Origin of the sequence: Nitratireductor pacificus pht-3B (assembly GCF_000300335.1) — a bacterium.
GTDB classification, from domain to species: domain Bacteria; phylum Pseudomonadota; class Alphaproteobacteria; order Rhizobiales; family Rhizobiaceae; genus Nitratireductor; species Nitratireductor pacificus.
This window is the reverse complement of record NZ_AMRM01000005.1, coordinates 108,990-135,465: the sequence shown is the minus strand read 5'-3', so window position 1 is coordinate 135,465 and position 26,476 is coordinate 108,990. Positions and strand designations below refer to the sequence as shown.

Here is a 26,476-nt window from a genome sequence, read left to right as displayed (position 1 = left end):
TCAGGATTTCGACGTGGCGCCCGGTATGGCAGCCTCGATTGCCTTTTTCATGACACTGGGCAGGGCTTCATGGGGAAGGTCGGCCGGACCGGACCACCAGCCGTCAGCGCCGGCGCGGGACACGGGTCCCGCCCTGAACACGGCGAGTTCCAGGGTGAAATGCGTGAAGACGTGGCGGATGGTTCCGCAGGAGCGCCACTCCGCCGCGAAGGGGGCGGCGGATGCATCCGCGACGCCGTCGGAACGGGCGTTCCAGCCGCTGGTGGGCACCTCGCTCATGCCGCCAAGCAGCCCGCGCGGCGGCCTCTTGCGCAAAAGCACCGCGCCATCCGCGCGCACCGCGACGAAGGCCGCCCCCTGCCGGGTCGGCTTCTCGATCTTGGCCGCCTTCAACGGAAAACGCTCCGCTTCGCCAAGTACGCGGCCTGCGCAATCCGTGCCAATGGGGCAAAGGACGCATGCGGGACGGCGCGGCGTGCAGATGGTGGCGCCCAGATCCATCATGGCCTGCGCGAAATCGCCCGGCCGGTGGTCCGGCACGGCGTTCGCCACGATCTCCCTGATCATCGGCTTGGCCTGGGGCAGGGGCGTTTCCATTGCGGCGCGCCGCGTGACGACCCGCTCCACATTCCCGTCGACCACGGCGGCCGGCCGGTTGAAGGCGATTGCAGCGATGGCCGCCGCCGTATAGTCGCCGATGCCCGGCAGGGCCTTCAGGCCCGCTTCCGTGTCCGGAAAGCGGCCCGCATGGTCGTTGGCGACCGCTTCGGCGCATTTCTTCAGGTTGCGCGCCCGCGAATAATAGCCCAGCCCCGCCCACGCCCGCATGACATCCTCGGTCTCGGCGGCTGCCAGCGCATCGACGGTCGGCCAGGCATCGAGGAAGTCGAGATAGTAGCGCTGGACGGCGCCGACGGTCGTCTGCTGGAGCATGACCTCCGACAGCCAGACGCGATAGGGATCGGGAAGGACCCCGTGCTTCGTCTCCGCCGGAGGCGTGCGCCAGGGCAGATGGCGATGATGCCGGTCGTACCAGGCAAGCAACGGTGCGGAGAAATCGTCGGAAGATGCGGTCGCGTCGATGACCGGCGCGTCTGGGCATGCCATACTGGACCCGAAACTCCGGTTGCAGGCAGATGTGAAGGCCAGTCATGGCAGGGAATAACACGTTCGGCAATCCCGTCGCGGTGAGCGACCTGGCTTCGGGCATCCTGGATCCCGTCATGCGCAAGCGCGCCGGCATCTCGGTCGAGCTGGTGCAGTGCTGGGGCGAGATCGTCGGCGAGCGGCTGGCGGCGAGCACGCGCCCCGAAAAGCTCGCCTGGCCGCGCCGCCGGCATGAGGACGATCCTTTCGAACCGGCGGCGCTGGTGATCGCCTGCGAGGGCGCCGCAGCTCTGCGGCTCCAGCACGAGACGGGGGAGATCATCTCCCGGGTCAACGCCTTTCTGGGTTTCGCGGCGGTCGGCCGCATCAAGATCGTGCAGAAGCCGGTTGAGCCATCCGGACGCCGGCCCGCGCCCAAGCCGCGGCCGCTGACCGGACGGGAGGAGGACAGGCTTTCGAAGCTGGTCCAGAAAATCGACGACGAGGGCCTGCGTGCCTCCCTTGCCAAGCTGGGGGCCAGCGTTTTGCGCACGGGCAAGTGACCACAATCACCAAAACGTGATATTGCGCTTGCTTCCGAAATTGGAATGCTTGACCCAAATTCGCCCGAAATGCCCGCTTGGTGATGCCCGGCGGAATACTGACAGCTCAAACAGGTGATTTCTCATGTCCGAACCGATCCAGCGCCGTAAGCTCCTTCTCTCCATGGCCACGTTGCCGGCCATCACCTTCGGGCTGGCGGCCTGCAGCGACAGCGGTTCGGGAACGGCCCAGGCCGAGGGCGCCGCAACCGACCCCGTGACCACCGCCGCGGTCGACGCACCCGCCTCGACGGGATCCGTCGACATGGCCAAGCTGCTCGAGGCCGGTGCGCTCGAGGACAAGGCGCTGGGCGAGGAGAGCGCACCGGTGACGATCGTCGAATACGCCTCGATGACCTGCGGCCACTGCGCGACCTTCCACAACACGACCTATCCGGCGCTGAAGGAAAAATACATCGATACCGGCAAGGTCCGTTTCATCATGCGCGAATTCCCCTTCGATCCGCGCGCCGAGGCCGGCTTCATGCTCGCCCGCTGCGCCGGCGACAACTACTTCGCCATGGTCGATGTGCTGTTTAAGCAGCAGAACAACTGGGCGCCGGTGCAGGACGCGCAGGCCGCGCTCCTGAAGATCGCCAAGCTTGCCGGCTTCTCGCAGGAGACGTTCGAGGCCTGCCTGACGAACCAGGAACTGCTGAACGACGTGCGTGCAGTCCGCGAGCGCGGCGCGAACGATTTCGGCATCGACGCCACGCCGACCTTCTTCATCAACGGGAAGAAATATTCCGGTGCAATGTCGATCGAGCAGATGTCGGCGCTGATCGATCCGCTGATCTGATAGCCTTCCTCAACCCGGGCCGAACCGGCGGAAGAGTGGCTGCGGCTCGCCGCAGCCATGACGGCTGTCGCCCGTGCTTGCCGCTCAGGTTTCCGCAGCCAGGCTGATTCGCGGCCTGCGCCAGCAGAAAAACGCTGGAAACGCGGGTTTTTCACAGGAGAGCTTCGCTGTTTGCTTGACGGACCGGCAACTTCCGGATGATGTCGAATGGATGCGCGACAAGGGTTTAGGGCCATTCGGCGCCCTGTCGTGCCAGGGTTCTTCATCGATGGGGTGAAGTGCACGGGAGCCATGTCGATTGACGGAATGTCGGCGATCAGCGACGGCATGCGGTAACGGGCAATCCTCTTGCCCGGCGGCCCGGCGCGCGCGTGATGGCGGCAGGCGCGCATGAAGTTCAACAAGCTGCGCCTTCTCGGCTTCAAATCCTTCGTCGAACCGAGCGAATTCATCATCGAGAACGGCCTGACGGGCGTCGTCGGGCCGAACGGCTGCGGCAAGTCCAACCTTGTCGAAGCCCTGCGCTGGGTGATGGGCGAGAACTCCTACAAGAACATGCGCGCCTCCGGCATGGATGATGTCATCTTCTCCGGCTCCGGCACGCGGCCGGCGCGCAACACGGCGGAAGTGTCGCTGTTCCTCGACAACAGCGACCGCACCGCGCCCGCCGCCTTCAACGACGCGGACGAACTCCAGGTGTCGCGCCGCATCGAGCGCGAGGCGGGGTCGGTCTACCGGATCAACGGCAAGGAGGCGCGCGCCCGCGACGTGCAGCTTCTCTTCGCCGACCAGTCGACCGGTGCCCGCTCGCCCTCGATGGTCGGTCAGGGCCGGATCGGCGAGCTGATCCAGGCGAAGCCCCAGGCGCGCCGCGCGCTTCTGGAAGAGGCCGCCGGCATTTCCGGTCTCCATTCGCGCCGCCACGAGGCGGAGCTGCGCCTGCGCGCGGCGGAGCAGAACCTGGAGCGCCTCGACGACGTGGTCGGCGAACTGGAAACGCAGATCGACAATCTGAAACGCCAGGCGCGCCAGGCCTCGCGGTTCAAGAAACTCTCCGCCGAGGTGCGCAAGGCGGAGGCCATCCTGCTGCATCTGCGCTGGTCCGCGGCGAAGACGCAGGAGGCCGAGGCGCAGTCGGCGCTTTCGCAGGCCACAGTTCAGGTGGGCGACAGCGCCGGCGCCCAGATGGAAGCGGCGAAGGAACAGGCGATCGGAGCGCGCAAGCTGCCGGAGCTGCGCGAGGCGGAGGCCGCCGCAGCCGCCGCCCTGCAGCGCCTGACCATCGCGCGGACGCAGATCGAGGACGAGGCGCGCCGCGTCCGCGCGCGCATCGACGAGTTGCGCAAGCGGGTCGAGCAGTTCGATGCCGACGTGGCGCGCGAGGAGCAGATGGTGCGCGACAACGCCGCCGCCCTGGCGCGGCTGGTCGAGGAAGAAGCGGCGCTGGCTGACGCCGAGGCCGGGGCGGACGAGCGGCAGGCCGCCCTTCTCGAAGCGTTCGAGGCGCATGCCGGCGCACTGGGCGAGGCCGAGGAGGCGCTTTCCCGGCTGACGGCGGAGAAGGCAGAGGCGTCGGCGGCGCGCAACCAGGCCGAAAGGGCGATCCGCGAACAGGCCGAAAGGCGCGACCGCCTGGCACGTCAGCTCGCCAACATCGACAACGAGCTACGCGACATTGCCGGCAGGATCGCCGGCCTGCCGGATCCCGCCGAGAAGAAAATCCTCGTCGAGGAGGCCGCCGCCTTGCTGGAGGAGGCGGAAGCGGTGGCCGCCGACTGCGAGCAGAGAGTGGCCGCAGCGCGCGAGACGGAGAACGCCGCGCGGCAGCCCCTGCAGGAAGCGCGCGCCGAGCACGGCAGGGTCGAGACCGAGGCGCAGACGCTGCGCAAGATCCTGACGGCGGGGGCGAACGAGCAGTTCCCGGCCGTGCTGGAACAGTTGCGCGTCGAACGGGGCTTCGAGACCGCGCTGGGCGCTGCTCTGGGAGAAGATCTCGATGTTCCGCTGGACGATGCCGCGCCCGCCTATTGGGGGCGGGTCGAAATCGCGGCGGACGATCCCCGATTGCCGGCGGAGGCGACGCCGCTCAGCAGCGTGGTGAAGGCGCCGGAGCAGCTGACGCGCCGGCTGGCGCAGATCGGCATCGTGGCGCCAGAGGATGGCGCGCGCCTGCAGGCTTTGCTGAAGCCCGGCCAGCGGCTGGTCGCCCGGGACGGCGCCCTGTGGCGCTGGGACGGCTATCGCGCCAGCGCCGACGCACCGACCGCCGCGGCGCAGCGCCTGGCGCAGAAGAACCGACTCGCCGAGCTGGACAACGACGCCATCGAGGCCATGGCGCGCGTGCAGGCGGCGGAGACCGCGCTTGCGGAGGCGGGGGCTGCCGTGACTGCGGCGGTCGAGGCGGAACGCCGGGCGCGCGAGGAAATGCGGGAGGCGCAGTCGGCTCTCGGCCGCGCGCGCGACGTCCTGGCAAGCGCGGAACGGGCCGCCGGCGAACTGTCGAGCCGCCGGGTCGGGCTGGACGAGGCGCGCCTGCGGCTGGCCGAGGATCACGCGGAAGCGGAGGCCGGTCTGGTCGCCGCGGAGGACGCGCTGGCGGAGGCTCCCGATCTCGGCGATCTGCAGGAAAGGCTAGACCGCCAGGGCGGCGAGGTTGCCGCCAAGCGGGCGGGTGTGGCCGAGGCACGCGCCGCGCATGAGGGGCTGAAGCGGGAAACCGAAGCCCGCCGTCGGCGACTGCAGGCGATCGCGGGCGAACGGCAAAGCTGGCAGGCGCGCGCGGAGAATGCCGACCGGCATACCGCCGCCCTGATCGAGCGCCGCGCCGAAGCGGTTGCGGAAATGGAGGAGCGCGCGGAAGCGCCGGACGAGATCGAGGCGCGGGGCCGTTCGCTCCTTTCGCAGATCGCCCAGGTGGAGACGGTGCGCAAGGAAGCGGCCGACCGCTTGCAGGAGGCGGAGAGCCGCCAGACGGTGCTCGACAAGAAGGCGACCGACGCGATCCAGCTGCTGGCATCGGCGCGCGAGCAGCGCGCCCGCAGCGAGGAGCGCGTGACGGCCGCCGAGGAGCGCCGCAAGGAAGCCGAGGCGCGCATCCAGGAAGTGCTGGCGGTTCCGCCGCACCGCGTGCTGGCGCTGGCCGAGCTGGAGCCGGACGCCCCGCTGCCGGACGTCGATGATGTGGAGCGCAGTCTGGAACGCTTCAAGATGGAGCGCGAACGGCTGGGCGCCGTCAATCTGCGCGCCGAGGAAGAACAGCAGGAGCTGAGCGAGCGGCTGGAAAGCATCGTTTCGGAACGCGAGGATGTGGTCGAGGCGATCCGCAAGCTGCGCACGGCCATCCAGAGCCTCAACAAGGAAGGCCGGGAGCGCCTTCTGGCCGCCTTCGACGTGGTCAACGTGCAGTTCCAGCGCCTGTTCACGCATCTGTTCGGCGGGGGCACGGCCGAGCTCCAGCTCATCGAATCCGACGATCCCCTGGAGGCGGGACTGGAAATCCTGGCGCGTCCGCCCGGCAAGCGTCCGCAGACGATGACGCTCCTTTCCGGCGGCGAGCAGGCGCTGACCGCGATGGCGCTGATCTTCGCGGTCTTCCTGACCAACCCGGCCCCAATCTGCGTGCTGGACGAGGTGGACGCACCGCTCGACGATCACAATGTCGAGCGGTTCTGCAATCTCATGGACGAGATGGCGTCATCGACCGAGACGCGCTTCGTCGTCATCACCCACAACCCGATCACCATGGCGCGGATGAACCGGTTGTTCGGCGTCACCATGGCCGAGCAGGGCATCAGCCAGCTGGTCTCGGTCGATCTGCAGACCGCCGAGCGCCTGCGCGAGGCAAGCTAGCATCACCTCGCGCTGTGGGGCGGTGTCGGAAACGCGATTTCCCGGGGCCATCCTCATTTGTCACTCCAGACCGCGAGCTCATTGCCGGCCGGGTCGGTGAAGTGAAACCGCCGCCCGCCGGGGAAGGTGAAGATCGGCTTGACGATGGTCCCGCCCGCCTCCTCGACGGCCTGGGCGGTCGCTTCCAGCTCCGCCGAGTAGAGCACCGGCAGCGGCGGCTTCCGCGCCGCCTCCGCGCTGTCGTCGAAGCCGCCGTCCAGTCCTTCGCTGAAGGCAGCGTAACTGGGTCCGTAATCGGTGAACGACCAGGAGAAGGCGCGGGCGTAAAACGCCTTGACGCTGTCGATCCTTCCGGCGCCCGCTGTCATTTCGATATAGTCGAGCTTGCCCGTCTCGCGCATGGGAACCTCCGTTGTTCATGATTTGTTCTTATCATGCCTGAGAAAATCCGCAAGCCTGAAGAGGTTGGACTTTCAACGGGTCTCGCTTAACGGCGTCCGTGGGCATTGCCAGAACGGCCGTCGCGTTTCACTCTCGGAAGACAAGGAAATGCGAAACTTGTCCTTGACGGAGGTTCCATGGTCGGCCGGCTCTCGCTCCGTCTTCTGGCGATCGTGGAGGCGCTGCCGCTGAAGCCCGGCATGCGGGTGCTCGAGATCGGGTGTGGACCGGGCGCGATGGCGCGCGAACTCGCCGGCCGCGTCGGTGATGGCCATGTGCTTGCCATCGACCGTTCGGCCAGGGCAATCAGCCAGGCCGAGGCCGCGTCACGGTCCGAGATCGCAGCCGGGCGGCTTTCCTTCCGGCTGGTCGCCGCCGAAGCATTTTCGTTGCTGCCGCACGAGGCGCCGTACGATCTGGCGGTCGCGGTGCGGGTCGGCGCTCTGGACGGAAGGCATCCGGAAATCGAGCGGCAGGCAAGGGAGCACATCGCCGCCGCCCTGACCGCAAGCGGCCGGTTTTTCATCGATGGCGGCGATCCGCTGACGGAACTGACCCTGCGGCCCTGACGGACCGGCCGGAGGGCGGCTGTCGATCACGTGGCGGACAGTTATTCGCTGCGGTGCAGCAATCGGTCCTGTGCGATGGGCAAAAAACCTGTCTCTTCAATCGATATAGCGACGGATCGAGGCCGTGTCGGTCTTGCCTTGACGCGCGCTGGCCCTTAACGCTGCCTCGCGTGGCCGGCGGTACCTTCCAGACGCCGGAACTGAGACCGGAGGGGTAAGCAGCATGACCAAATGGGTCTATGTGTTTGGCGATGGACGTGCCGAAGGCAGCGCGGGCGACAAGAACCTGCTCGGCGGCAAGGGCGCGAATCTGGCGGAGATGTGCAGCCTCGGGCTGCCCGTGCCGCCCGGCTTTACGGTAACCACCGAACTCTGCGCCCACTACTATGCCAATGACAGAACCTATCCGGACGAGCTGAAGCCCCAGGTCGAGGCCGCGCTGGAAGAGGTCGGCAAGGTCGCCGGCCGCCGGTTCGGCGATCCCGCGAAGCCGCTGCTGGTCTCGGTCCGCTCCGGCGCGCGCGCCTCCATGCCCGGCATGATGGATACGGTCCTCAATCTCGGTCTCAACGACAAGACGGTCGAGGCGGTCGCGGCGGAGGCCGGCGACGCGCGGTTTGCCTATGACAGCTACCGCCGCTTCATCCAGATGTACTGCAATGTGGTGCTCGGCCTGGACCACGACGTGTTCGAGGAAATTCTCGAGGAGGAAAAGGCGCGCCTCGGCTACGAGGTCGACACCGAGTTCACCGCCGGGGACTGGCAGAACGTTATCGCCCTTTACCAGTCGAAGATCGAGGCGGAACTCGGCGCGCCGTTCCCGCAGGACCCGTTCGAGCAGCTCTGGGGTGCCGTCGGCGCGGTGTTCTCCTCCTGGATGAACCATCGCGCGGTCACCTATCGGCGTCTGCACGACATTCCCGAGAGCTGGGGCACGGCCGTCAACGTGCAGGCCATGGTGTTCGGCAATCGCGGCGAGGATTCCGCCACCGGCGTCGCCTTCACGCGCAACCCCTCGACCGGTGAGAAGGCGCTTTACGGCGAGTTCCTGGTCAACGCGCAGGGCGAGGACGTGGTGGCCGGCATCCGCACGCCGCAGAACATCACCGAGGCGGCGCGGCTGGAAGCCGGATCCGACAAGCCGTCGCTCGAGAAGCTCATGCCGGAAGCCTTCGCATCGTTCATCGCGATCGCCGATGCGCTGGAGCGGCATTACTGCGACATGCAGGACCTGGAATTCACCATCGAGCGCGGCAAGCTCTGGATGCTGCAGACGCGTTCGGGCAAGCGCACCGCGAGCGCGGCGCTGAAGGTCGCCGTCGACATGGCGACCGAGGGGCTGATCACGCGCGAGCAGGCGGTAGCGCGCATCGACGCCGCATCGCTCGACCAGCTCCTGCATCCTACCATCGATCCCGATGCCCCGCGCGACGTCATCGGCATCGGCCTGCCCGCATCGCCGGGCGCCGCGACCGGCGCCATCGTGTTCTCGTCGGAAGCGGCGGAAGAGGCCAAGGCAGAGGGGCGTCCCGTCATTCTGGTGCGCGTCGAGACCAGCCCGGAAGACATTCACGGCATGCATGCGGCGGAAGGCATCCTGACCACGCGCGGCGGCATGACAAGCCACGCGGCGGTGGTCGCCCGCGGCATGGGCAAGCCCTGCGTCTCCGGCGCCGGTTCGCTCCGCGTCGACCACAAGACGGGCGTTCTGCTCGCCATGGGGCAAACCTTCAAGAAGGGCGACGTGATCACCATCGACGGCGCGACGGGGCAGGTGCTGAAGGGCGCCGTTCCGATGCTGCGGCCCGAGCTTTCGGGCGATTTCTCAACGATCATGGGATGGGCCGACGAGGCGCGCCGCATGAAGGTCCGCGCCAATGCGGAGACGCCGGCCGATGCGCGCACCGCGCGCTCCTTCGGCGCCGAGGGTATCGGCCTCTGCCGCACCGAGCACATGTTCTTCGACGACGGGCGCATCCTCGCCATGCGCGAGATGATCCTCGCCGATACGGAGAGCGAGCGCCGCGCCGCGCTCGACAAGCTGCTGCCCATGCAGCGCTCCGACTTCACCGAGATCTTCGAGGTGATGGCCGGCCTGCCGGTGACCATCCGCCTGCTCGATCCGCCGCTCCACGAATTCCTGCCGAAGACCGAGGAAGAGATCGCCGAGGTTGCCTCGGCGATGGGGGTTTCCGCCGAGAAGCTGCGTCAGAGGACCGAATCCCTGCACGAGTTTAACCCGATGCTCGGCCATCGCGGCTGCCGTCTGGCGGTATCCTATCCGGAGATCGCCGAGATGCAGGCGCGGGCGATCTTCGAGGCCGCTGCGGAAGCGGCCGCCAAGGCGGGTGCGCCGGTCGTGCCCGAGATCATGGTGCCTCTGGTCGGCATGCTGAGCGAACTCGACTTCGTCAAGGCGCGCATCGATGCGGTCGCCAAGAAGGTGATGGGCGAAAGCGGCATCGCCATTGACTATCTGGTCGGGACGATGATCGAACTGCCGCGCGCGGCACTGCGCGCCGACGAGATCGCCGGCAGTGCGGAATTCTTCTCCTTCGGCACCAACGACCTGACCCAGACGACGTTCGGGATATCGCGCGACGACGCGGCGTCGTTCCTGGAAATCTATCGCTCCCGCAACATCATAGAGCAGGATCCGTTCGTCTCGCTCGATGTGGACGGCGTCGGTGAACTGGTTCGCATCGCTGTGGAGAAGGGGCGGGCGGCCCGCGGCGATATCAAGCTCGGCATCTGCGGCGAGCATGGCGGCGACCCGGCCTCGATCCGCTTCTGCGAAACGGTCGGCCTCGACTACGTCTCCTGCTCGCCGTTCCGCGTGCCGATCGCCCGGCTGGCGGCGGCGCAGGCAGCCATCGGCAAGGCCTGATCGCCTGGGATAAGCTCCCTGCGCCGCTGGCGCACGGGGAGGATATCGCGCTCACGGGAGCGCTCCGGGCGGAGCGTTCTCTCCGCTGTGGAGGCCCGTCAGTGAGTCCGGTCGAGCGTCGCCATCAGGTCCGCATAGGTGCTAACGATCCGCGCCACCGGCAGCTGGCTCGTCTCGATGCCCTCGACCTCCAGAGAACCACTGTCAGCCTTCTGGACGACCAGCGCGAAGACCGGGCTTTCCGAGGTCTGCAGCGCGACGGCCGCGATCCAGTCGCAGTCGTCGGCCCCGTCGAGCCGCATCTGAAACAGAAGCCGGCCCTCGACCTGCTCGAGCGCGTGTCGCACCGTTCCCTCGAAGCCCAGGGCGACGCAGTCCTGATGTTTCAAGGCCAGTTCCAGTTCGACAAGTTCCAGCGGCGTGGAAAGTGTCTCTGTCGTTTCCAGGAGCGATGTTTCCATTTCAGGAACCTCACATCTTCTCCCACTCCCGCCCTTATGCCGGTATAACTGTGACGCCGAGCGTGGCCGCAATATGGCGAGGAAGCCGTGTCGTTCCGGAGCGATATGCGGATTTCGGGTCCGTTCAGGGCACCAGCCTGAATCAGTTTGCCAAGTATGGGGCGCAAGCCACTGAAGAATCAGGCATGTGCTTCAATTTTGATTCCCGTTTTCGCGCCGATGCCCTATGAGGACGGTTCCGTTCATTGCGCGGTTGGCAGGCAGGCTTCATGACGGCGAGATTGCAGCAGCGACAATCCTCCACGGGAGAGTGGAGTTTTCGGCTCGCGTCCTTCGCGGCAATCCTGCTGCTGGCCTCCGGCGCCGGGCACCGTTTCGGTCTTCTCGAAACGGTACCGTTCTGCTGGCTTCTCGGCCTTGCCGGTGTCATCGGCGGACTGGGACTGGCCGGCGGGTTTCTGGCGCTGGTGCAGGTCTGGGAACACGGGGTGACCGGTGCCGGACGGGCAACCGCAGGGATCTTCGTGGCGCTGTGCGTGCTGGCTCCCTATGGCGTCTCGCTGGCCCGCCTCATCGAGCATCCGCGGCTGATCGACATCTCGACCGATGTCTCCGACCCGCCGGCGCTGGATGCCGCGGCGGCGAAGCGAAGCGGCGCGATGAACCGCATCGCGGCGATCGCGCCGGAAGCGGCGGCTCTGCAGAAGGAACACTATCCGGAGGTCACGGGCCGGCGCTACGAACACACCGTCGAGAGCGTTCTGGAAACCGTGCGCGCCATGATGACGGAGCGGAACTGGCAGCCGCGGCAGTCGGTCTCGCCGGCACTGGCGGGCGGAGAGACGACGATCGAGGGAGAAGCGCGGTCCTTCTTCCTCGGCTTTCCGGCGGACGTGGCTGTCCGTATCGCGGATGACGGAGCCGCGACCTATGTCGATATGCGCTCCGCCTCGCGCTATGCGCTGCATGACCTTGGCGACAACGCGCTCAGGATCAACCGGTTTCTCGACGCGCTCGACCAGCGGCTGTCGGGCGAGAGCGGCGTGTAATCTCGCGGGTGTTGCAACGCACTCCGGGCGTGATGTCCAGTCAGCCCGGCAGATAGACCGCGTCGATCGACGGGTCGCCGTCCGTTTTCACGAGGCCGCGCGCGACCAGGTCTTCGAGGTGGGCTAGAACCGAAAGCGCCGCCGCGCCATGCAGGCGCGGATCCGTATCACGATAGATGCTCGCCACCATGGCGCCGACGGTGCGGTCTCCCCCGCGCACGATGCGTTCCAGGATGGCGCGCTCGCGCATCTTCCGATGCGCCTTGAGGCCGCGCAGGAAGCGGGGAGGGCGCGTCACCGGACCGCCATGGCCCGGCAGCAGCAGGCTGTCGTCGCGTTCAAGCAGGCGGTCGAGCGAGGCCATATAGTCGGACATTGCCCCGTCCGGTGGCGCGACGATCGTCGTCGCCCAGGCCATGACGTGGTCGGCGGAAAACAGGATGCCGGTGCCCTCCAGGGCGAACACGACATGGTTCGCCGCGTGTCCCGGCGTATGGATCGCGCGCAGCGCCCAGCCGTCGCCGTCCACGACGGCATTGTCGGGAAGGGCGAGCGCCGGATTGAAATCCGTGTCCGCGCTCGCGTCGAGCGGGTTGATCTCGCCGATTCTGAGGGCGCGGGCGGGCCGGTGCGGTCCCTCGGCGCAGACCAGAGCGCCCGTGGCGTTCGCGAGCCGCGCGGCCAGCGGCGAATGATCCCGGTGGGTATGGCTGACCAGAATATGGCTGACAGGCCGCCCGTCGATGGCCTTCAGCAGCGCCTGGTAATGCGCCTCGTCCTCCGGGCCCGGATCGATGACGGCCAGCGAAGAGCGTCCGACGATGTAGCTGTTTGTGCCGTGGAAGGTGAAAGCGCTCGGATTGTTGACGGTCAGGCGCAACACGTTGGGCGCGACTTCGATGCCCTTGCCATAGGCCGGGTCGAAGCGGGTTTCAAATTCGAGGGCCATGACTGGGATTCCGGAATGCTGGGAATGGGGTAGGCTACTCACCAATGCGGTTGCCGCATATCATGGAAGCGCTTATAGGAGAACCCGAACGCTTCACCCAATGAGCATGGACGGAGGAACGATGTCCCTGGCAATTGCTGCAAGACCCCTTGTTTCGATCACCCTGCCCGAGCGGGGCTATCGCCGCCTTGCCGCGCAGTTTTTCCTGGCGCTCGGCGCTACGCTGCTCCTCACGCTCTCGGCCAAGACCAAGGTCGTGCTCGGTCCGGTGGACATGTCGCTGCAGACGCTGGCGATCCTGCTGATCGCCGCCACGTTCGGCATGCGCCTCGGCATCGCGACCCTGCTTCTCTATCTCGCCGAAGGCGCGATGGGGCTTCCCGTCTTCCAGGGCACGCCCGAGAAGGGCATCGGCCTTGCCTATATGGCGGGTCCGACGGGCGGTTATCTCGCTGGTTTCGTGGCGATGGCTGCCATCGCCGGCTGGGCCGCCGACCGCGGCTGGGATCGCAATCCGCTGAAGCTCGCCGGAGCGATGCTGGTTGCCGAAGCGGCGCTGATGACGCTCGGTTTCGCCTGGCTGGCGGTGCTCATCGGCGCCGACAAGGCTTGGCAGTTCGGCGTCGTGCCGTTCATCGTGCCGGACCTGATCAAGGTGGCGCTCGCCGCCTGCCTGATGCCGGCGGCCTGGGCGCTGTTGCGCGGCCTCGGCTTTCCGCGAGGGTAGGAGCCTGCCCTTTAATTGCCGCTTTCGGTTCTAGAAATTGTGATCGGGTCAGATGGGGGTCTGGCCCGATTGCATTTGATGGGGGAATGAATGGCCGTTCTGGTAACCGGGGGCGCTGGCTATATCGGCAGCCATATGGTGTGGGAGCTGGTCGACAGGGGCGAGCAAGTCGTCGTCGTCGACCGTCTCAGCACGGGCTTCGATTGGGCCGTTGCCGAGGCAGCCACCCTTGTGGTGGGCGACATTTCAGACCAGGCGCTGGTGGAGGAGACCATCCGGCAGCACGAGGTCGATGCGATCATCCACTTCGCTGGTTCCATCATCGTGCCGGAATCGGTCTCCGACCCGCTTGGCTATTACCTCAACAACACGGTGAAGTCGCGCGATCTCATCGAGAGCGCGATCCGGTGCGGGGTGAAGCACTTCATTTTCTCCTCGACCGCCGCCGTCTACGGTAGCCCGGACAGTTTCCCGGTCGACGAGGGCGCGCGTTTGCAGCCCGAATCGCCCTACGGCACCTCCAAGATGATGACCGAGATGATGCTGCGCGACTGCGCGGCGGCGCACGACTTCGCCTATACGGCATTGCGCTATTTCAACGTCTGTGGAGCGGACCCGCAGATGCGGACCGGCCAGTCGACCCGGGGCGCCACACATCTGATCAAGGTGGCCTGCGAAGCGGCGACCGGAAAGCGGCCTCACATGGAGGTGTTCGGTACCGACTACGACACGCCGGACGGCACCTGCGTGCGCGACTACGTGCATGTTTCCGATCTCGTCAACGCGCATTACCTGGCGCTGCGCAGGATGCGTGCCGGTGGCGGCAGCCTTGTGGCAAACTGCGGCTATGGCCGTGGCTATTCGGTGCTCGAAGTGATCGACGCGGTGAAGAGGGTGGCCGGGACCGAATTCGAGGTTCGCACGGGCGGCCGGCGTCCCGGCGACGCGGTTGCCATCGTCGCCGGCGCCGAGCGCTGCCGCCGCGAGCTTTCGTGGCAACCGCGCTACGACGACCTGGACCAGATCGTCGCCCATGCGCTTGGCTGGGAAGAACAACTGAAGCGGCGCAACCGACAATGATGTATCGGGATGTCAACAGGCTTTTCACCTTCGCCTGTTTCGCGGCTCCTCCGATCCTCGGTTCCGTCGTCAGTTTCGTCTGGCATGGGGGGGCATTGTGGTGTGCCTTCGAGGTGCTGACCGGTCGCCGGCGGCTGAGCCCGGACAGGGCCATGCGCTTCATCGCGCTTGCGATGGCGGTCTATGCTGCCGCGAACATCATGTCATTCCTCGCCAACGACCCCTCTTGGGGAAGGGCCTTGCAGTTGTTGCCCCTGGCGACGTTCCTGCTGTTCTCGTTCTCCTATTCGATCTGGTCGATCTCCCAAAAGGATACGATCGCCCGCGCGGCCATCCTCGGCTCGGCGGTGGCGGGTTCCGGCGCGCTGGTCCTCGCCGTGATCCAGCATTATCTCATCGGCATGCGGGCCGAGGGGGGAGCCGGCAACGCGCTTGTCTTCGCGCATGTCGCCTGTCTCGCCGGGCTTGTCTGCCTTGCCGCCGCTCTGACGCTGGAAAGCGCGCGGTCGCGGTGGCTGCTGGTCATCTATGCCGCCAGTTTCCTGGCGGTGCTCTATTCGGGATCGCGTTCCGTCTGGGGCGTGATGATCGGGGTCACCGTCCTGCTGCTCCTGGTCTGCCGTCAAAGGGCCTGGGATATCTTCAAGGGGCGGCTGCTGGCCATCGTCATCGGCGTGGCCGTGATTGGCGTGCTGACGTCCGGACTGATCCTGCATCGCGTGGAACTGCTGAGTGCGAACTGGGAAGCGCTGGCCGAGACGTCAAATTATCGCACGTCTCTTGGCCAGCGTGTGGCGCTCTGGGAGATCGCGACGAAACTGTTCCTCGACCGGCCGATCCTCGGATACGGCATGCAGAGCACCGAAAGCCTGATCCGGGAGCACCTGATCCTGGATTACTCCCTGGATTCCGGCTTTACGCATTTCCACAACGGTTTCCTGACCGCCTTTGTCGAGGGAGGCATCTTCAGCGGCGGCGCCGTTCTGGTGATTCTTGCCGCCATGCTGGTGGTCGCAACCCGGATACTGCGTGGCGATGCTGATGAAACGGCACGCTTCGGTGCGTTGCTGCTTCTGGTCGTCTCGCTGGTCCATGCGGGAAGCGGCCTGGTGAACCTGATCTTCGGGCACGACATCATGGACAGCGTGTTCATGATCTTCGCCATCACGGGTCTTTACCTTGCCGCAGGAACGTCCATGCTGCCAGCCGAAGCCGGCGACCGGTCTCCCGCCGCCGGCGATGCCGCCGCTCAGACGCGGCCGTAGCGGTCTTCCAGTCGGACGATATCGTCCTCGCCCAGATAGGAACCCGACTGCACCTCGATGAGCTCCAGCGGGATCTTGCCGGGGTTCTCGAGGGCGTGGATCTCGCCGAGCGGAATGTAGGTGGATTCGTTCTCGCTCAGCATGATCGTCTCGGTGCCTTTCAGGACCTTCGCAGTCCCGCGCACCACGACCCAGTGTTCCGCCCGGTGATGGTGTTTCTGCACCGACAGTTTGGCGCCGGGCTTGACGGTGATCCGCTTCACCTGATGACGATCGCCGACATCGATGGAATCATAGTTGCCCCAGGGGCGGTAAACCTTGCGATGGTTGACGGTCTCGCTGCGCTTTCCGGCCTTCAGCTTCTCGACGATCTTCTTGACGTGCTGGACCGCGTCCTTGCGGGCGACCAGCAGCGCGTCGGCGGTGTCGATCACCACCAGGTCCTCGATGCCGACCACAGCGACCAGCCGCTTGTCGGCCGAGACGATGGAGTTCCGTGAAGCGACCTGCAACACGTCGCCGCTCAGCGCATTGCCGTCGGCGTCCTTGCCCATGGCATCCCAGATCGCGGACCAGGAGCCGATGTCGTTCCAGCCGGCATCCAGTGGAACGACCGCCGCCCGGTCGGTCTTCTCCATGACCGCGTAGTCGATCGAATCCTCCGGGCAGGCCTCGAATGCCGCGCGCTCCGGGCGAACGAACTGGGCGTCGGACTGCGCCCCCGCCATGGCGGTCTCGCAGGCATCGAGGATCGCCGGGGCGTACTGCCGTAGCGCCGCCAGATAGATGCCCGCACGGAAAAGGAACATCCCGCTGTTCCAGTAGTAGCCTCCATCCTTCAGGTAGGATCCGGCGGTCTCGAGATCGGGCTTCTCCTGGAAGCCCGCCACGGCAAACCCTTCCTCGCCGATAGCCGCGCCGCGGCGGATGTAGCCGAAGCCGGTCTCGGGCGCGTCCGGGACAATGCCGAACGTGACGAGGCGGCCGTCCGCGGCCAGCGTCTCGGCCTTTTTCAGGGCAGCGTGAAACGCGGGAATGTCCTGCAGCAGATGGTCGGCGGGCATGACCAGCAGCAGAGGGTCACCCCCGTTGCGGGTGGCGTGCAGCGCGGCGAGGGCGATTGCGGGCGCCGTGTTGCGGCCGGCGGGCTCGAGAAGGATCGGCGAATTCTCGATCCCGTCGAGGCGCAACTGCTCCGCCGCCAGGAAGCGGTGCTCCTCGTTGCACACGAGCAGTGGCGCGGAGGACTGGAGCCCGGAAAGCCGGCGCACCGTCTGCTGGAGCATCGTATCGTCGCCCAGAAGGCTGCAGAACTGCTTGGGATAATGTTCGCGCGAAACCGGCCATAGCCGTGTTCCCGATCCGCCCGCCATGATTACCGGCAACAACATGAAATATCCTTCTCAAAACGCGATCGTTCAAAGCACCCTCGGGTGTCCGAATTATGCTGGTTCACATGGCGTTGCCACAAGCCGAAATCCCGCCCGGGCCTCCTCGGTGCCGGTTGCATGACCCCAATCATGGATTTGAAGTGTTGATATGGGGTGTAGGCAAGCGCTCCATGGTGCGGCTTACCACTGCAAATGGGGATAGGGCGATACCACCGGACGGTTTTTTCTCCCCGCCGAACGCGCCAGGTCCGCCGCAAAGGCTTGGCCGCTCCGCCCTTTTTGGGATTCCTCGGGGTTCCGGCCGTGGAAAGGCTTGTACGCCGCCGGCCGCCCGGTCCCCACCTGCCGAACCGGACCTATGCTGACCTCGAGGAAAGCAGGGAACAGCGCGACATGGACCAGACCGCAAAGCTCGACCTACCCTACATCATGCCGTCGCAGGCGCAGAAGCACGTCACCCACAACGAGGCGCTCAGGCTTCTCGACGGGCTGGTGCAGTTGTCCGTGATCGACCGGGACCTGCCGGATCCGCCCACCGCGCCGGCGGAGGGCGACCGGTATCTGGTGTCGCCCGGCGGCAGCGGCGCATGGATGGGATGGGACGGTGCCGTCGCCCACCATGCCGACGGCGTCTGGCAGAAGCTCACGCCGCAACCCGGATGGCGCGCCTGGGTAGAGGACGAAGGGAAACTGATCGCTTTCGACGGCTCGTCCTGGCAGGTCGTGGGAGGGATTCCCGCAAGCGGGGCGCAGATCCAGAACGCAGCGCTTCTGGGCATCGGGACCGCCGCCGATGCGGCAAACCCGTTCTCCGCCAGGGTCAACAAGGCGCTGTGGACGGCGCTCTACACCGCCGAGGGCGGCAACGGGGATCTGTTCCACACGATGAACAAGGAGAATGCGGCCGGCGATGTCGGGATTCTGATGCAGAGCGGCTTCGTCACGAAGGCGCTGATGGGGCTGTTCGGCTCCGACAACTGGCGCCTCTCGGTTTCGTCCGACGGATCGGTCTTTCACGACGCCATCCGCGCCGAGGCCGGCAGCGGGCGGATCGCGTTGCCGTCGAACCCGAAATTCGTCGCCCATCTGAACTACGACCAGTATGTCGCGGCGGACAGCTGGACCAAGGTGGCCGTGAACAGCGCGGATTACAACGACCAGGGCGTCTTCGATGCAGGGACGAACCGGTTCACCGCGCCCGCCGCGGGTCTCTACGGCTTCGGCGCTGCCATCGGCTGGAAGCAGAACGGCGCCAACGTGCCCTCCGCTGCCAAGGCGAAGCTGGTGCGCAACGGGTCGCTCGACCTGACGGCGCCGCTGGTGATGCCGTCGCTTTCGGTGATCGCCACGGATGGGTCGGAGACTGTGCTTCATCTCCAGGCGATGGCACTGCTCGCAACCGGCGATACGGTCGAACTGCGGCAGCTCTTCGGCTCCTTCGACGGCTATGTGCCGCAGACGGTGACGCGCTTCTGGGGATGGTGGGTCGCCTGAGGCTGCCGTCCTCCACAAACACGTCGAAACCCGCGCTTGTCGCAGGCGCGGGCTTCTGCTATCCACCGCACGCCCGGCTTTTGGGGCGTCGCCAAGCGGTAAGGCAACGGTTTTTGGTACCGTCATTCGCAGGTTCGAATCCTGCCGCCCCAGCCAGCCCTGCCTTCCGGCAGGTCTGTCCGTGCCGTCCTTAAGCCTCTTTCTCGATCAGCCCGCGCAGTTCCGCGACCTTCGCCGCAAGCAGCGCCTCATCGCCGCGCGTTTCCACGTTGAGGCGCAGCAGCGGCTCGGTGTTGGAGGCGCGCAGGTTGAAGCGCCAGTCGTCGAAGACCATGCCGAGACCGTCAATGGTCTCAAGCTCGGGGTTCTTCGGCATGAAATGGTCCGAAACCCGGGCCTGCGCTGCCTTCGCATCATCGACGGTGAAATTGATCTCGCCGGAACAGGGATAGGCGGCGATGCGCTCCTCCAGCCGCTCGGCGAGCGTCGTTCCGCTCTTCGACAGTTCCGCGACGACGTCCAGCCAGGCCAGCATGCCCGAATCGCAATAGGAGAAATCGCGGAAATAATGGTGCGCGCTCATCTCGCCCCCATAGACGGCGTTCTCCTCGCGCATCATCTTCTTGAAATAGGCATGCCCCGTCCGGCACGGCTTGGCCACGCCGCCGGCCTGTTCGACCACCTCGATCGTGTTCCAGGTCAGGCGCGGATCGTAGAGGATGGTGCCGCCCGGATCCTTGCCGAGCAGGCTCTGGGCGATCATGCCGACCAGATAATAGCCTTCGACGAAGCGGCCCTTGTGGTCGTAGAGGAAACAGCGGTCGAAATCGCCGTCCCACGCGATGGCGAGGTCCGCGCCGTGCTCGATGACGGCCTGGCTTGCTCTGGCGCGCTTTTCCGGGAGCAGCGGATTGGGAATGCCGTTCGGCAGCGCCGGGTCCGGCTCGTGGTCGATCTTGATGAAGGTGAAGGGCAGGTGCTCTTCCAAGAGGTCGATGATCGGGCCGGCACAGCCATTGCCGGCATGGCAGACGATCTTCATCGGCTTCAGCGCCTGGCCCGCCACCTCGTTCAGCAGCCGCTCGATATAGGCGCCGCGGTCGCAGACGGGCTGCAGGCTTCCGCGCTCGTCATAGGTCGCGGCCGTGGCCAAGACGGCGTCGGAACGCATGATCGTCTCGATCGGATTGAAGGCGTTCTCGGGCGTTGCCGCCGCCGCGCCCTTAAGCACCATCTTGATGCCGTTATAGTCCATCGGGTTGTGGCTAGCCGTCACCATCAGGCCGGCATCCGCGCCGCTGGCGGCGGTGTGGAAATAGACTTCCTCCGTGCCGCAGCGCCCAACCGGCAGGACGTCGACGCCGCTGTCGAGCAATCCCTGCGTCAGGGCCTGGGCGAGGGCCGGGCTGTCGCTGCGCATGTCGTGGCCGACAACCACGGCCTTCGGCGAAAGACTTTGCCGCAGAGCCTGCGAGAAGCGGTAGGCGAAGGGAACATTGATTTCAGCCGGGATGCGGCCGCGAACGTCATACGCTTTGAAGGGGGCGCCCATGATGTGGTTCCGTGTTGGATTGTGCCGCCGAGGCCGAACAAGGCTGCTGTTGCCTGACCATTACAGCGATTGGTTGACTTTTTGTTAGATGCCGGATGGTTCGCTCGGCGTTCGTGACGGGATGAGGCAGTCTTGCATGACCACCGCCGCAACGGCACCGATACAGATTCGTTGCATCATTCCCATTCACCTCGTGTAACAGCAAAAGTGACAGTTTGAACGGCGCGGCGTGTTGCGCAACGCCGCGTGCATCCCTATTCAACGGGCGGGGTTTTCGCGGAATCATCCCCCGCATCTGATTGGGCAAACAATGCAATTCATCGATCTCGGCGCTCAGCGTGAGCGTATCAAGGACAAGCTCGCCACTGCAATCGACAAGGTGATCGCCGAAGGGCGCTACATTCTGGGACCGGAGGTCGCGGCTTTCGAACAGCAGATCGCCGCATATGTCGGCACCAAGCATGCGATCGCCTGCGCCAACGGCACCGACGCGCTGCTGATGCCGCTGATGGCCTATGGCATCGGCCCCGGCGACGCGGTGTTCTGCCCGAGCTTCACCTTTGCCGCCACCGCCGAGGTGGTTGTGCTGGCCGGCGCGGAGCCGGTCTTCGTCGAGATCGATCCCGACACCTACAATGTCGATGTGAAGAGCCTCGAAGCGGCGATAGAGCAGGTGAAGGCCGAGGGACGCCTGACGCCGAAGGCGATCATCCCCGTCGATCTGTTCGGCCTGGCTGCCGATTATCCGGCCATCGACGCCATCGCGGCGCGCGAGGGGCTGCGGGTGATCGAGGATGCCGCCCAGTCCATCGGCGGCACGCTCGGCAACAAGCGCTGCGGCGCGTTCGGCCATGTCGGCTCGACGAGCTTTTATCCCGCCAAGCCGCTCGGCTGCTACGGCGATGGCGGTGCGGTGTTCACCGATGACGACGAACTGGCCGAGGTTCTGCGTTCGATCGCCTTCCACGGAAAGGGCGCCAGCCAGTACGACAATGTGCGCGTCGGCCTCAACTCGCGGCTCGACACGATCCAGGCTGCGATCCTGATCGAGAAGCTCGCCATCCTCCCCGACGAGATGGACGCGCGCCAGAAGGTGGCCGCGCGCTATGCCGAGGGCCTGGGCGACGTGGTCAAGGTGGCGCGCATTCCCGATGGCTACCGCTCGGCCTGGGCCCAGTACGCCATCGAGACGGACAAGCGCGATGCGGTGCGCCAGCGCCTTTCCGCGGAGGGCATTCCCTCGGTCGTCTACTACGAGAAGGCACTGCACCTGCAGAAGGCCTATGAGATGTATGGCCGCGCGCCGGGCGGCCTGGCCGTTTCCGAGGAGCTGTCGCAGCGTATCCTGTGCCTGCCGATGCACCCCTATCTGAGCACTGCGGACCAGGATCGCATCATCGAGACGATCCGGGCAGCAGTCGCTGCCTGAGCGTCGCGCAACTTGGAATGAAACAGCAAAAAGGCCCGTGAAAACGGGCCTTTTTGCTGTTCTGAAATGCCTTTTCCCCATTGCCGGAAACAACGCAAAAACCGCCTCGCAAACCCGGGCCGGCTTGGGCGCCTGCGCCTTGAGAGCCCTGAAAGGCGCATGGTACCTCACTGTCAGGATCCGGCAGTGCCCATGCCGGCCGAACCCAAGCCATTTGCGAAGGCGAAGACATGCCGCTTGCCCTTACCCATCTCGACAGGCTGGAAGCCGAGGCGATCCACATCTTTCGCGAGGTTGCCGCGACCTTCTCCAATCCGGTGATGCTCTATTCCATCGGCAAGGATTCCTCCGTCCTGATGCATCTGGCGATGAAGGCGTTCTATCCCGCCAAGCCGCCTTTCCCCTTCCTGCATGTGGACACCACCTGGAAGTTTCGCGAGATGATCGCGTTTCGCGACCGGATGGCGGAGCATCTGGGCTTCGATCTTCTGGTTCACATCAACGAGGAGGGCGTGCGCGACGGCATCAATCCGTTCGATCACGGGTCCAATACCCATACCCATGTGATGAAGACGCTGGCGCTGCGCCAGGCGCTCGACAAATACGGTTTTGACGCCGCTTTCGGCGGCGCGCGGCGCGATGAGGAAAAGGCGCGCGCCAAGGAGCGCATCTTCTCCTTCCGCTCCGCCGGCCATGGCTGGGATCCGAAGAACCAGCGCCCGGAGATGTGGAAGATCTACAACACCCGCGTCGCACCGGGCGAATCGATCCGCGTCTTTCCCCTGTCCAACTGGACCGAGCAGGACATCTGGCAGTACATCCTGCAGGAAGAGATCCCCATCGTCCCGCTCTACTTCGCCAAGAAGCGGCCCGTGGTCGATCGCGGCGGCATGACGATCATGGTCGATGACGAGCGCATGCGCCTGCAGCCCGGCGAGAAGGTCGAGGAGCGGATGGTGCGCTTCCGCACGCTCGGCTGCTATCCGCTGACCGGCGCCATTCCCTCGGCGGCCACCACGCTGGAGGAGATCGTCGGCGAGATGCTGACGGCGCGCACCTCCGAGCGCCAGGGCCGCCTGATCGACCGCGACGAGGCGGGCTCGATGGAAAAGAAAAAGCGTGAGGGATATTTCTGATCATGCTCACAGCCAACAACGCGCTGCGGCGCGAAGACAATGTGGTCGACATCCGTGACTATGTGGCGGGGCAGGAGAACAAGGGTCTCCTGCGTTTTCTCACCTGCGGATCGGTCGACGATGGCAAGTCGACGCTGATCGGGCGGCTTCTCTACGACACGAAGCTGATCTTCGAGGACCAGCTGGCAACGCTCGAACGCGATTCGAGGAAGCACGGGACGGCCGGCGACGGGATCGACTTCGCTCTGCTGGTCGACGGGCTGGAAGCCGAGCGCGAGCAGGGCATCACCATCGACGTCGCCTACCGCTTCTTTGCCACGCCGAAGCGCAAGTTCATCGTCGCCGACACGCCGGGCCACGAACAGTATACGCGCAACATGGCGACCGGCGCCTCGACGGCCGATCTCGCCATCGTGCTCGTCGATGCGCGCCAGGGCATTCTGCCGCAGACGCGCCGTCATTCGATGATCGCATCCCTGCTCGGGATCCGGCACATCGTGCTGGCGGTCAACAAGATCGACCTGGTGGAGTTTGACCGGAGCGTGTTCGAGCGCATCGCCGGGGAGTATCGCGATTTCGCCGCCGATCTCGGCTTTGACACGATCCAGCCGGTTCCGATCTCGGCACGCCATGGCGACAACATCATCGACCCGTCGCCGAACACGCCCTGGTATGACGGCCCGTCGCTGATCGCCCATCTGGAAACCGTCGATGTGGATGCGCGGGTCGAGGACCGGCCGTTCCGCTTTCCGGTTCAGTATGTCTCGCGCCCCGACCTCGATTTCCGCGGCTTTTCCGGCACCGTCGCCTCCGGGCGCGTGGCACTTGGCGATGAAGTGACCATCGCCAAGTCCGGGCGGCGCTCGCGCGTCAAGCGTCTGGTGGCGCATGGCGGCGACCTCGCCGAAGCCGTCGAGGGGCAGGCCGTCACCGTCGTCCTCGAGGACGAGGTGGAACTGTCGCGCGGCAACATGCTCGTCGGTCCCGAGGCGCGCCCGCATGTGGCCGACCAGTTTTCCGCCAATCTGGTCTGGTTCGACGACAAGCCGCTGCTTCCCGGCCGGGCCTATATCCTGCGCACCGAGACCGACGAGGTGAGCGCCACGGTCAGCCAGCTGAAGCACCGGCGCAACATCAACAATTTCGCGCAGGAAGCGGCGACGAGCCTCGAGCTGAACGAGGTCGGTCACTGTCATTTCTCGCTGCAGGCGCCGATCGCCTTCGATGCCTTCGCCGACAACCGGGCGACGGGCGCCTTCATCCTGATCGACCGGCTGACCAACGCGACGGTCGGCGCGGGCATGATCCTGCGCCCGCTGCGCCGGGCGGCCAACATTCATTGGCAAGCGCTGGACGTCACGCCCCAGTCGCGCGCCGCGATCAAGCACCAGAAGCCGGCCGTGCTGTGGTTCACGGGCCTGTCCGGCTCGGGCAAGTCGACCATCGCCAGCCTGCTGGAGAAGAAGCTGCACGCCGCGGGTCGTCACACCTATGTGCTCGACGGCGACAATGTGCGCCACGGTCTCAACCGGGATCTGGGCTTCTCGGATGAGGACCGGGTGGAGAACATCCGCCGGGTCGCGGAGACGGCGAAGCTGATGGCCGATGCCGGGCTGATCGTGCTCGTCTCCTTCATCTCGCCGTTCCGCGCCGAGCGGCGCATGGCGCGCGAGCTGATCAATGACGGCGCGTTCGTCGAAATCTTCGTCGATACGCCGTTCGACGAATGCGCCCGGCGCGACCCGAAGGGTCTGTACGCCAAGGCACTGAAGGGTGAGATCCAAAACTTCACCGGTGTCGATTCCCCCTATGAGCCGCCGGAAAGGGCTGATATCCACATCCCGACCGTCGGCCGCGCGCCGGAGGAGCTGGTGGACGATGTGGAAGCCTGGCTCAAGGAACGCGGCTATTGCTGAAACCCGCGCTGCGGGAGAGATTGCGGCCCATGGGCATGGTGAGGGATGATGCGGCGCTTCTGGCGCTGTTCGAGGAACTGGCGCTTGCCGCCGGCAGCGCCATCATGGGCCATTACGCGGCGGGCTTCGCAGTCGAGACCAAACCCGACGCCTCGCCCGTCACCGTCGCGGACCGCGCCGCCGAGCGGGTCATTCTCGACGGGCTGGCGGCGGCCGGCCTCGGCACGCCCTGCGTTTCCGAGGAAGAGGCATCCGGCGGGGTGATCCCGGCCTGTGGCGACGGGCATTTTCTCCTCGTCGATCCCCTTGACGGGACGCGCGAGTTCATCGAGCGGCGGCCCGATTTTACCGTCAATATCGGCCTCATCCGCGCCGGCGAACCCGCGCTGGGCGTGGTCTACGCCCCCGCACGCGACCTTCTTTACGCCGCGCGGCCGGGCTTCGCTTGCGAGGCGGCGGTGGACAGGGGGAGGGTGGTCGCGCGGCGGGACATCCGCGCGCGCGCCATGCGCACGCCGCCGGCGATCCTTGCGAGCCGCTCGCACTGCACCGACGAGACGCGCGCCTTCATCGCGCGCCATCCCGGAGCCGAGACGGTGGCGATCGGCTCGTCCTTGAAGTTCTGCATGATCGCGCGGGGCGATGCGGACCTTTATCCGCGCTTCGGGCGCACCATGCAGTGGGACACGGCTGCGGGCGATGCGGTGCTGCGCGCCGCCGGCGGCATGGCGCGGACCCTGGATGGCGCGCCGCTGACCTATGGTCCGAAGGAAGGCGAGGGGCTGGAAGCCTTCGTCAGCCCGTCCTTCGTGGCCGAGGGTGCGTCGGCTTCAGACGGCCTCTAGCACCAGGCTCCCAGCTCCGCGCGCCAAGGCGGATTGGCGCCGGCCCGCGAGACGGTGACCGCCGCGGCGCCTGCGGCAAGGGCGAGAGCCGCTGAAATCTGATCCTCGTCGAGCGCCGCGATCTTGTCCTTCGCCAGGAGCCCGGCCATGTCGAGCGCCGCCAGAAGCGCGCCGTTGAACGTGTCGCCCGCGCCCACCGTGTCGACAACCGTGACCGGGCTGGCAGCGACGAACATTTTTTTACCGTTCGCGTAGGCGGTCGCGCCCTTGCCGCCATCGGTCAGGATGACGAGGCTGGGGCCGCCCGCAAGCCAGCGTCGGGCGATGGCGTCCACATCGCCTTCCTCGCCGAACCAGGCGAGATCGTCGGCGGATATTTTTACGATGTCGGCCATTTCGATCACGCGCTGCATGCGCGCCCGGTGCGCCGCTGCATCGGTGATGAAGGCCGGGCGAATGTTCGGGTCGAGCATGGTCACGCGCGCAGCACTTTCACGCGCCATCAGTGCCTCATAGGCGGACCCGCACGGCTCCGAGACCAGGCTGATGCCGCCGAAGAGGAGCGCCCGCACATCCGGCCCGAGGGCCGGCAGATCGGCCGGCGCGATCATGCGGCCGGCGGTGTTCTCATCGTAGAAACTGTATTCGGCATGGCCATCAGTAAGCGTGACGAAGGCTAGCGTCGTGGGGCGGCTGGAGAAGCGCGCCAGCGAGAGGTCTACCCGGCTTTCCTCCAGCCTGCCGCGCAGCATCGTGCCGAAGAGATCGTCCGACAGGCCTGAGAAGAAGCCGCAATCCACGCCGAGCCGGCCGATGGCGATGGCGCTGTTGAACACGGAGCCGCCCGCATGCGGGGCGAACAGCGGCTCTCCGGAAGCCGATTGTCGCGGCAGCATGTCGATCAGGGCTTCGCCGCAGCAAAGGATCATGAAACGCCTCCCGTTTTCCT

The 26,476-nt window shown here is 66.1% G+C and carries 21 protein-coding genes and 1 tRNA gene; 15 read left to right on the top strand and 7 right to left on the bottom strand.

Features of this window, described 5'->3' with window-relative positions; translation table 11 throughout:
• Positions 1-1,107: an A/G-specific adenine glycosylase gene (gene mutY, locus NA2_RS05970; protein WP_008595296.1), complete on the bottom strand. Its 1,107-nt coding sequence runs from the start codon at positions 1,105-1,107 to the stop codon at positions 1-3.
• 44 nt (positions 1,108-1,151) lie between these two features.
• Here mutY and NA2_RS05965 point away from each other — a divergent pair, with 44 nt between their 5' ends.
• The 3 genes from NA2_RS05965 (at position 1,152) to smc (ending at position 6,336) form a co-directional block, all read left to right on the top strand.
• On the top strand, positions 1,152-1,649 hold the full coding sequence (locus tag NA2_RS05965) for a DUF721 domain-containing protein (RefSeq protein WP_008595293.1): 498 nt from the start codon (positions 1,152-1,154) through the stop codon (positions 1,647-1,649).
• A 124-nt stretch (positions 1,650-1,773) separates the two neighbouring features.
• Positions 1,774-2,487, top strand: a complete 714-nt coding sequence (locus NA2_RS05960) for a DsbA family protein (RefSeq protein WP_008595290.1) — start codon at positions 1,774-1,776, stop codon at positions 2,485-2,487.
• A gap of 390 nt (positions 2,488-2,877) precedes the next feature.
• The gene (gene smc, locus NA2_RS05955; protein ID WP_008595289.1) at positions 2,878-6,336 is read left to right on the top strand and encodes a chromosome segregation protein SMC; all 3,459 of its coding nucleotides are present in this window, start codon (positions 2,878-2,880) and stop codon (positions 6,334-6,336) included.
• A gap of 53 nt (positions 6,337-6,389) precedes the next feature.
• Here smc and NA2_RS05950 read toward each other — a convergent pair whose 3' ends face one another.
• Positions 6,390-6,737, bottom strand: coding sequence for a VOC family protein (locus tag NA2_RS05950; RefSeq protein ID WP_008595287.1), 348 nt, complete (start codon positions 6,735-6,737; stop codon positions 6,390-6,392).
• 177 nt (positions 6,738-6,914) lie between these two features.
• Between NA2_RS05950 and NA2_RS05945 the strand changes: the two genes are divergently transcribed.
• Both NA2_RS05945 and ppdK read left to right on the top strand, forming a co-directional pair.
• Positions 6,915-7,346 carry an SAM-dependent methyltransferase gene (locus NA2_RS05945; protein ID WP_008595285.1) on the top strand — a complete coding sequence of 144 codons (432 nt, stop codon included), beginning with the start codon at positions 6,915-6,917 and terminating at the stop codon, positions 7,344-7,346.
• 223 nt (positions 7,347-7,569) lie between these two features.
• Entirely contained in the window at positions 7,570-10,233 is a 2,664-nt protein-coding gene (gene ppdK / locus NA2_RS05940) for a pyruvate, phosphate dikinase (RefSeq protein WP_008595283.1), read from the top strand.
• Between the two features lie 98 nt (positions 10,234-10,331).
• Here the strand turns inward: ppdK and NA2_RS05935 are convergent, their stop codons facing one another.
• Positions 10,332-10,694 (bottom strand): hypothetical protein, encoded by a 363-nt coding sequence (locus NA2_RS05935; RefSeq protein ID WP_008595281.1) that lies wholly within the window; start codon positions 10,692-10,694, stop codon positions 10,332-10,334.
• A gap of 269 nt (positions 10,695-10,963) precedes the next feature.
• Between NA2_RS05935 and NA2_RS05930 the strand changes: the two genes are divergently transcribed.
• The gene (locus tag NA2_RS05930; RefSeq protein WP_008595280.1) at positions 10,964-11,743 is read left to right on the top strand and encodes a DUF1499 domain-containing protein; all 780 of its coding nucleotides are present in this window, start codon (positions 10,964-10,966) and stop codon (positions 11,741-11,743) included.
• Positions 11,744-11,783: 40 nt separating this feature from the next.
• Here the strand turns inward: NA2_RS05930 and NA2_RS05925 are convergent, their stop codons facing one another.
• The gene (locus NA2_RS05925; RefSeq protein WP_008595278.1) at positions 11,784-12,692 is read right to left on the bottom strand and encodes an MBL fold metallo-hydrolase; all 909 of its coding nucleotides are present in this window, start codon (positions 12,690-12,692) and stop codon (positions 11,784-11,786) included.
• Between the two features lie 121 nt (positions 12,693-12,813).
• On the opposite strand from NA2_RS05925, the gene NA2_RS05920 reads away from it, so the two are divergent.
• The 3 genes from NA2_RS05920 (at position 12,814) to NA2_RS05910 (ending at position 15,764) form a co-directional block, all read left to right on the top strand.
• On the top strand, positions 12,814-13,419 hold the full coding sequence (locus NA2_RS05920; RefSeq protein ID WP_040676946.1) for a biotin transporter BioY: 606 nt from the start codon (positions 12,814-12,816) through the stop codon (positions 13,417-13,419).
• 90 nt (positions 13,420-13,509) lie between these two features.
• Entirely contained in the window at positions 13,510-14,499 is a 990-nt protein-coding gene (gene galE, locus NA2_RS05915; protein ID WP_008595272.1) for a UDP-glucose 4-epimerase GalE, read from the top strand.
• On the top strand, positions 14,499-15,764 hold the full coding sequence (locus NA2_RS05910) for an O-antigen ligase family protein (protein WP_008595269.1): 1,266 nt from the start codon (positions 14,499-14,501) through the stop codon (positions 15,762-15,764). Before galE ends, NA2_RS05910 begins: the two co-directional genes overlap by 1 nt.
• Here the strand turns inward: NA2_RS05910 and NA2_RS05905 are convergent.
• Complete coding sequence (locus NA2_RS05905) at positions 15,749-17,155, bottom strand: mannose-1-phosphate guanylyltransferase/mannose-6-phosphate isomerase (protein WP_008595267.1); 1,407 nt, start codon at positions 17,153-17,155, stop codon at positions 15,749-15,751. The genes NA2_RS05910 and NA2_RS05905 overlap by 16 nt on opposite strands.
• Before the next feature lie 393 nt (positions 17,156-17,548).
• Between NA2_RS05905 and NA2_RS05900 the strand changes: the two genes are divergently transcribed.
• The gene (locus tag NA2_RS05900; protein WP_008595265.1) at positions 17,549-18,649 is read left to right on the top strand and encodes a DUF2793 domain-containing protein; all 1,101 of its coding nucleotides are present in this window, start codon (positions 17,549-17,551) and stop codon (positions 18,647-18,649) included.
• Between the two features lie 81 nt (positions 18,650-18,730).
• Positions 18,731-18,805, top strand: a tRNA-Gln gene (locus NA2_RS05895).
• Positions 18,806-18,839: 34 nt separating this feature from the next.
• Here NA2_RS05895 and NA2_RS05890 read toward each other — a convergent pair.
• Positions 18,840-20,201: a phosphohexomutase domain-containing protein gene (locus NA2_RS05890; protein ID WP_008595263.1), complete on the bottom strand. Its 1,362-nt coding sequence runs from the start codon at positions 20,199-20,201 to the stop codon at positions 18,840-18,842.
• 310 nt (positions 20,202-20,511) lie between these two features.
• On the opposite strand from NA2_RS05890, the gene NA2_RS05885 reads away from it, so the two are divergent.
• The 4 genes from NA2_RS05885 to cysQ all read left to right on the top strand — a co-directional run bounded on the left by NA2_RS05885 (position 20,512) and on the right by cysQ (position 25,527).
• The gene (locus NA2_RS05885) at positions 20,512-21,630 is read left to right on the top strand and encodes a DegT/DnrJ/EryC1/StrS family aminotransferase (protein WP_008595261.1); all 1,119 of its coding nucleotides are present in this window, start codon (positions 20,512-20,514) and stop codon (positions 21,628-21,630) included.
• A gap of 230 nt (positions 21,631-21,860) precedes the next feature.
• A complete protein-coding gene (cysD, locus tag NA2_RS05880; RefSeq protein ID WP_008595258.1) occupies positions 21,861-22,766 on the top strand; it encodes a sulfate adenylyltransferase subunit CysD in 906 nt (301 codons plus the stop codon).
• A gap of 2 nt (positions 22,767-22,768) precedes the next feature.
• On the top strand, positions 22,769-24,682 hold the full coding sequence (cysN, locus tag NA2_RS05875; protein WP_008595256.1) for a sulfate adenylyltransferase subunit CysN: 1,914 nt from the start codon (positions 22,769-22,771) through the stop codon (positions 24,680-24,682).
• Positions 24,683-24,711: 29 nt separating this feature from the next.
• Positions 24,712-25,527, top strand: coding sequence for a 3'(2'),5'-bisphosphate nucleotidase CysQ (cysQ, locus tag NA2_RS05870; RefSeq protein ID WP_008595254.1), 816 nt, complete (start codon positions 24,712-24,714; stop codon positions 25,525-25,527).
• Here cysQ and NA2_RS05865 read toward each other — a convergent pair.
• Positions 25,524-26,456, bottom strand: a complete 933-nt coding sequence (locus NA2_RS05865; RefSeq protein ID WP_008595252.1) for a carbohydrate kinase family protein — start codon at positions 26,454-26,456, stop codon at positions 25,524-25,526. The genes cysQ and NA2_RS05865 overlap by 4 nt on opposite strands.
• Positions 26,457-26,476 lie beyond the last annotated feature (20 nt).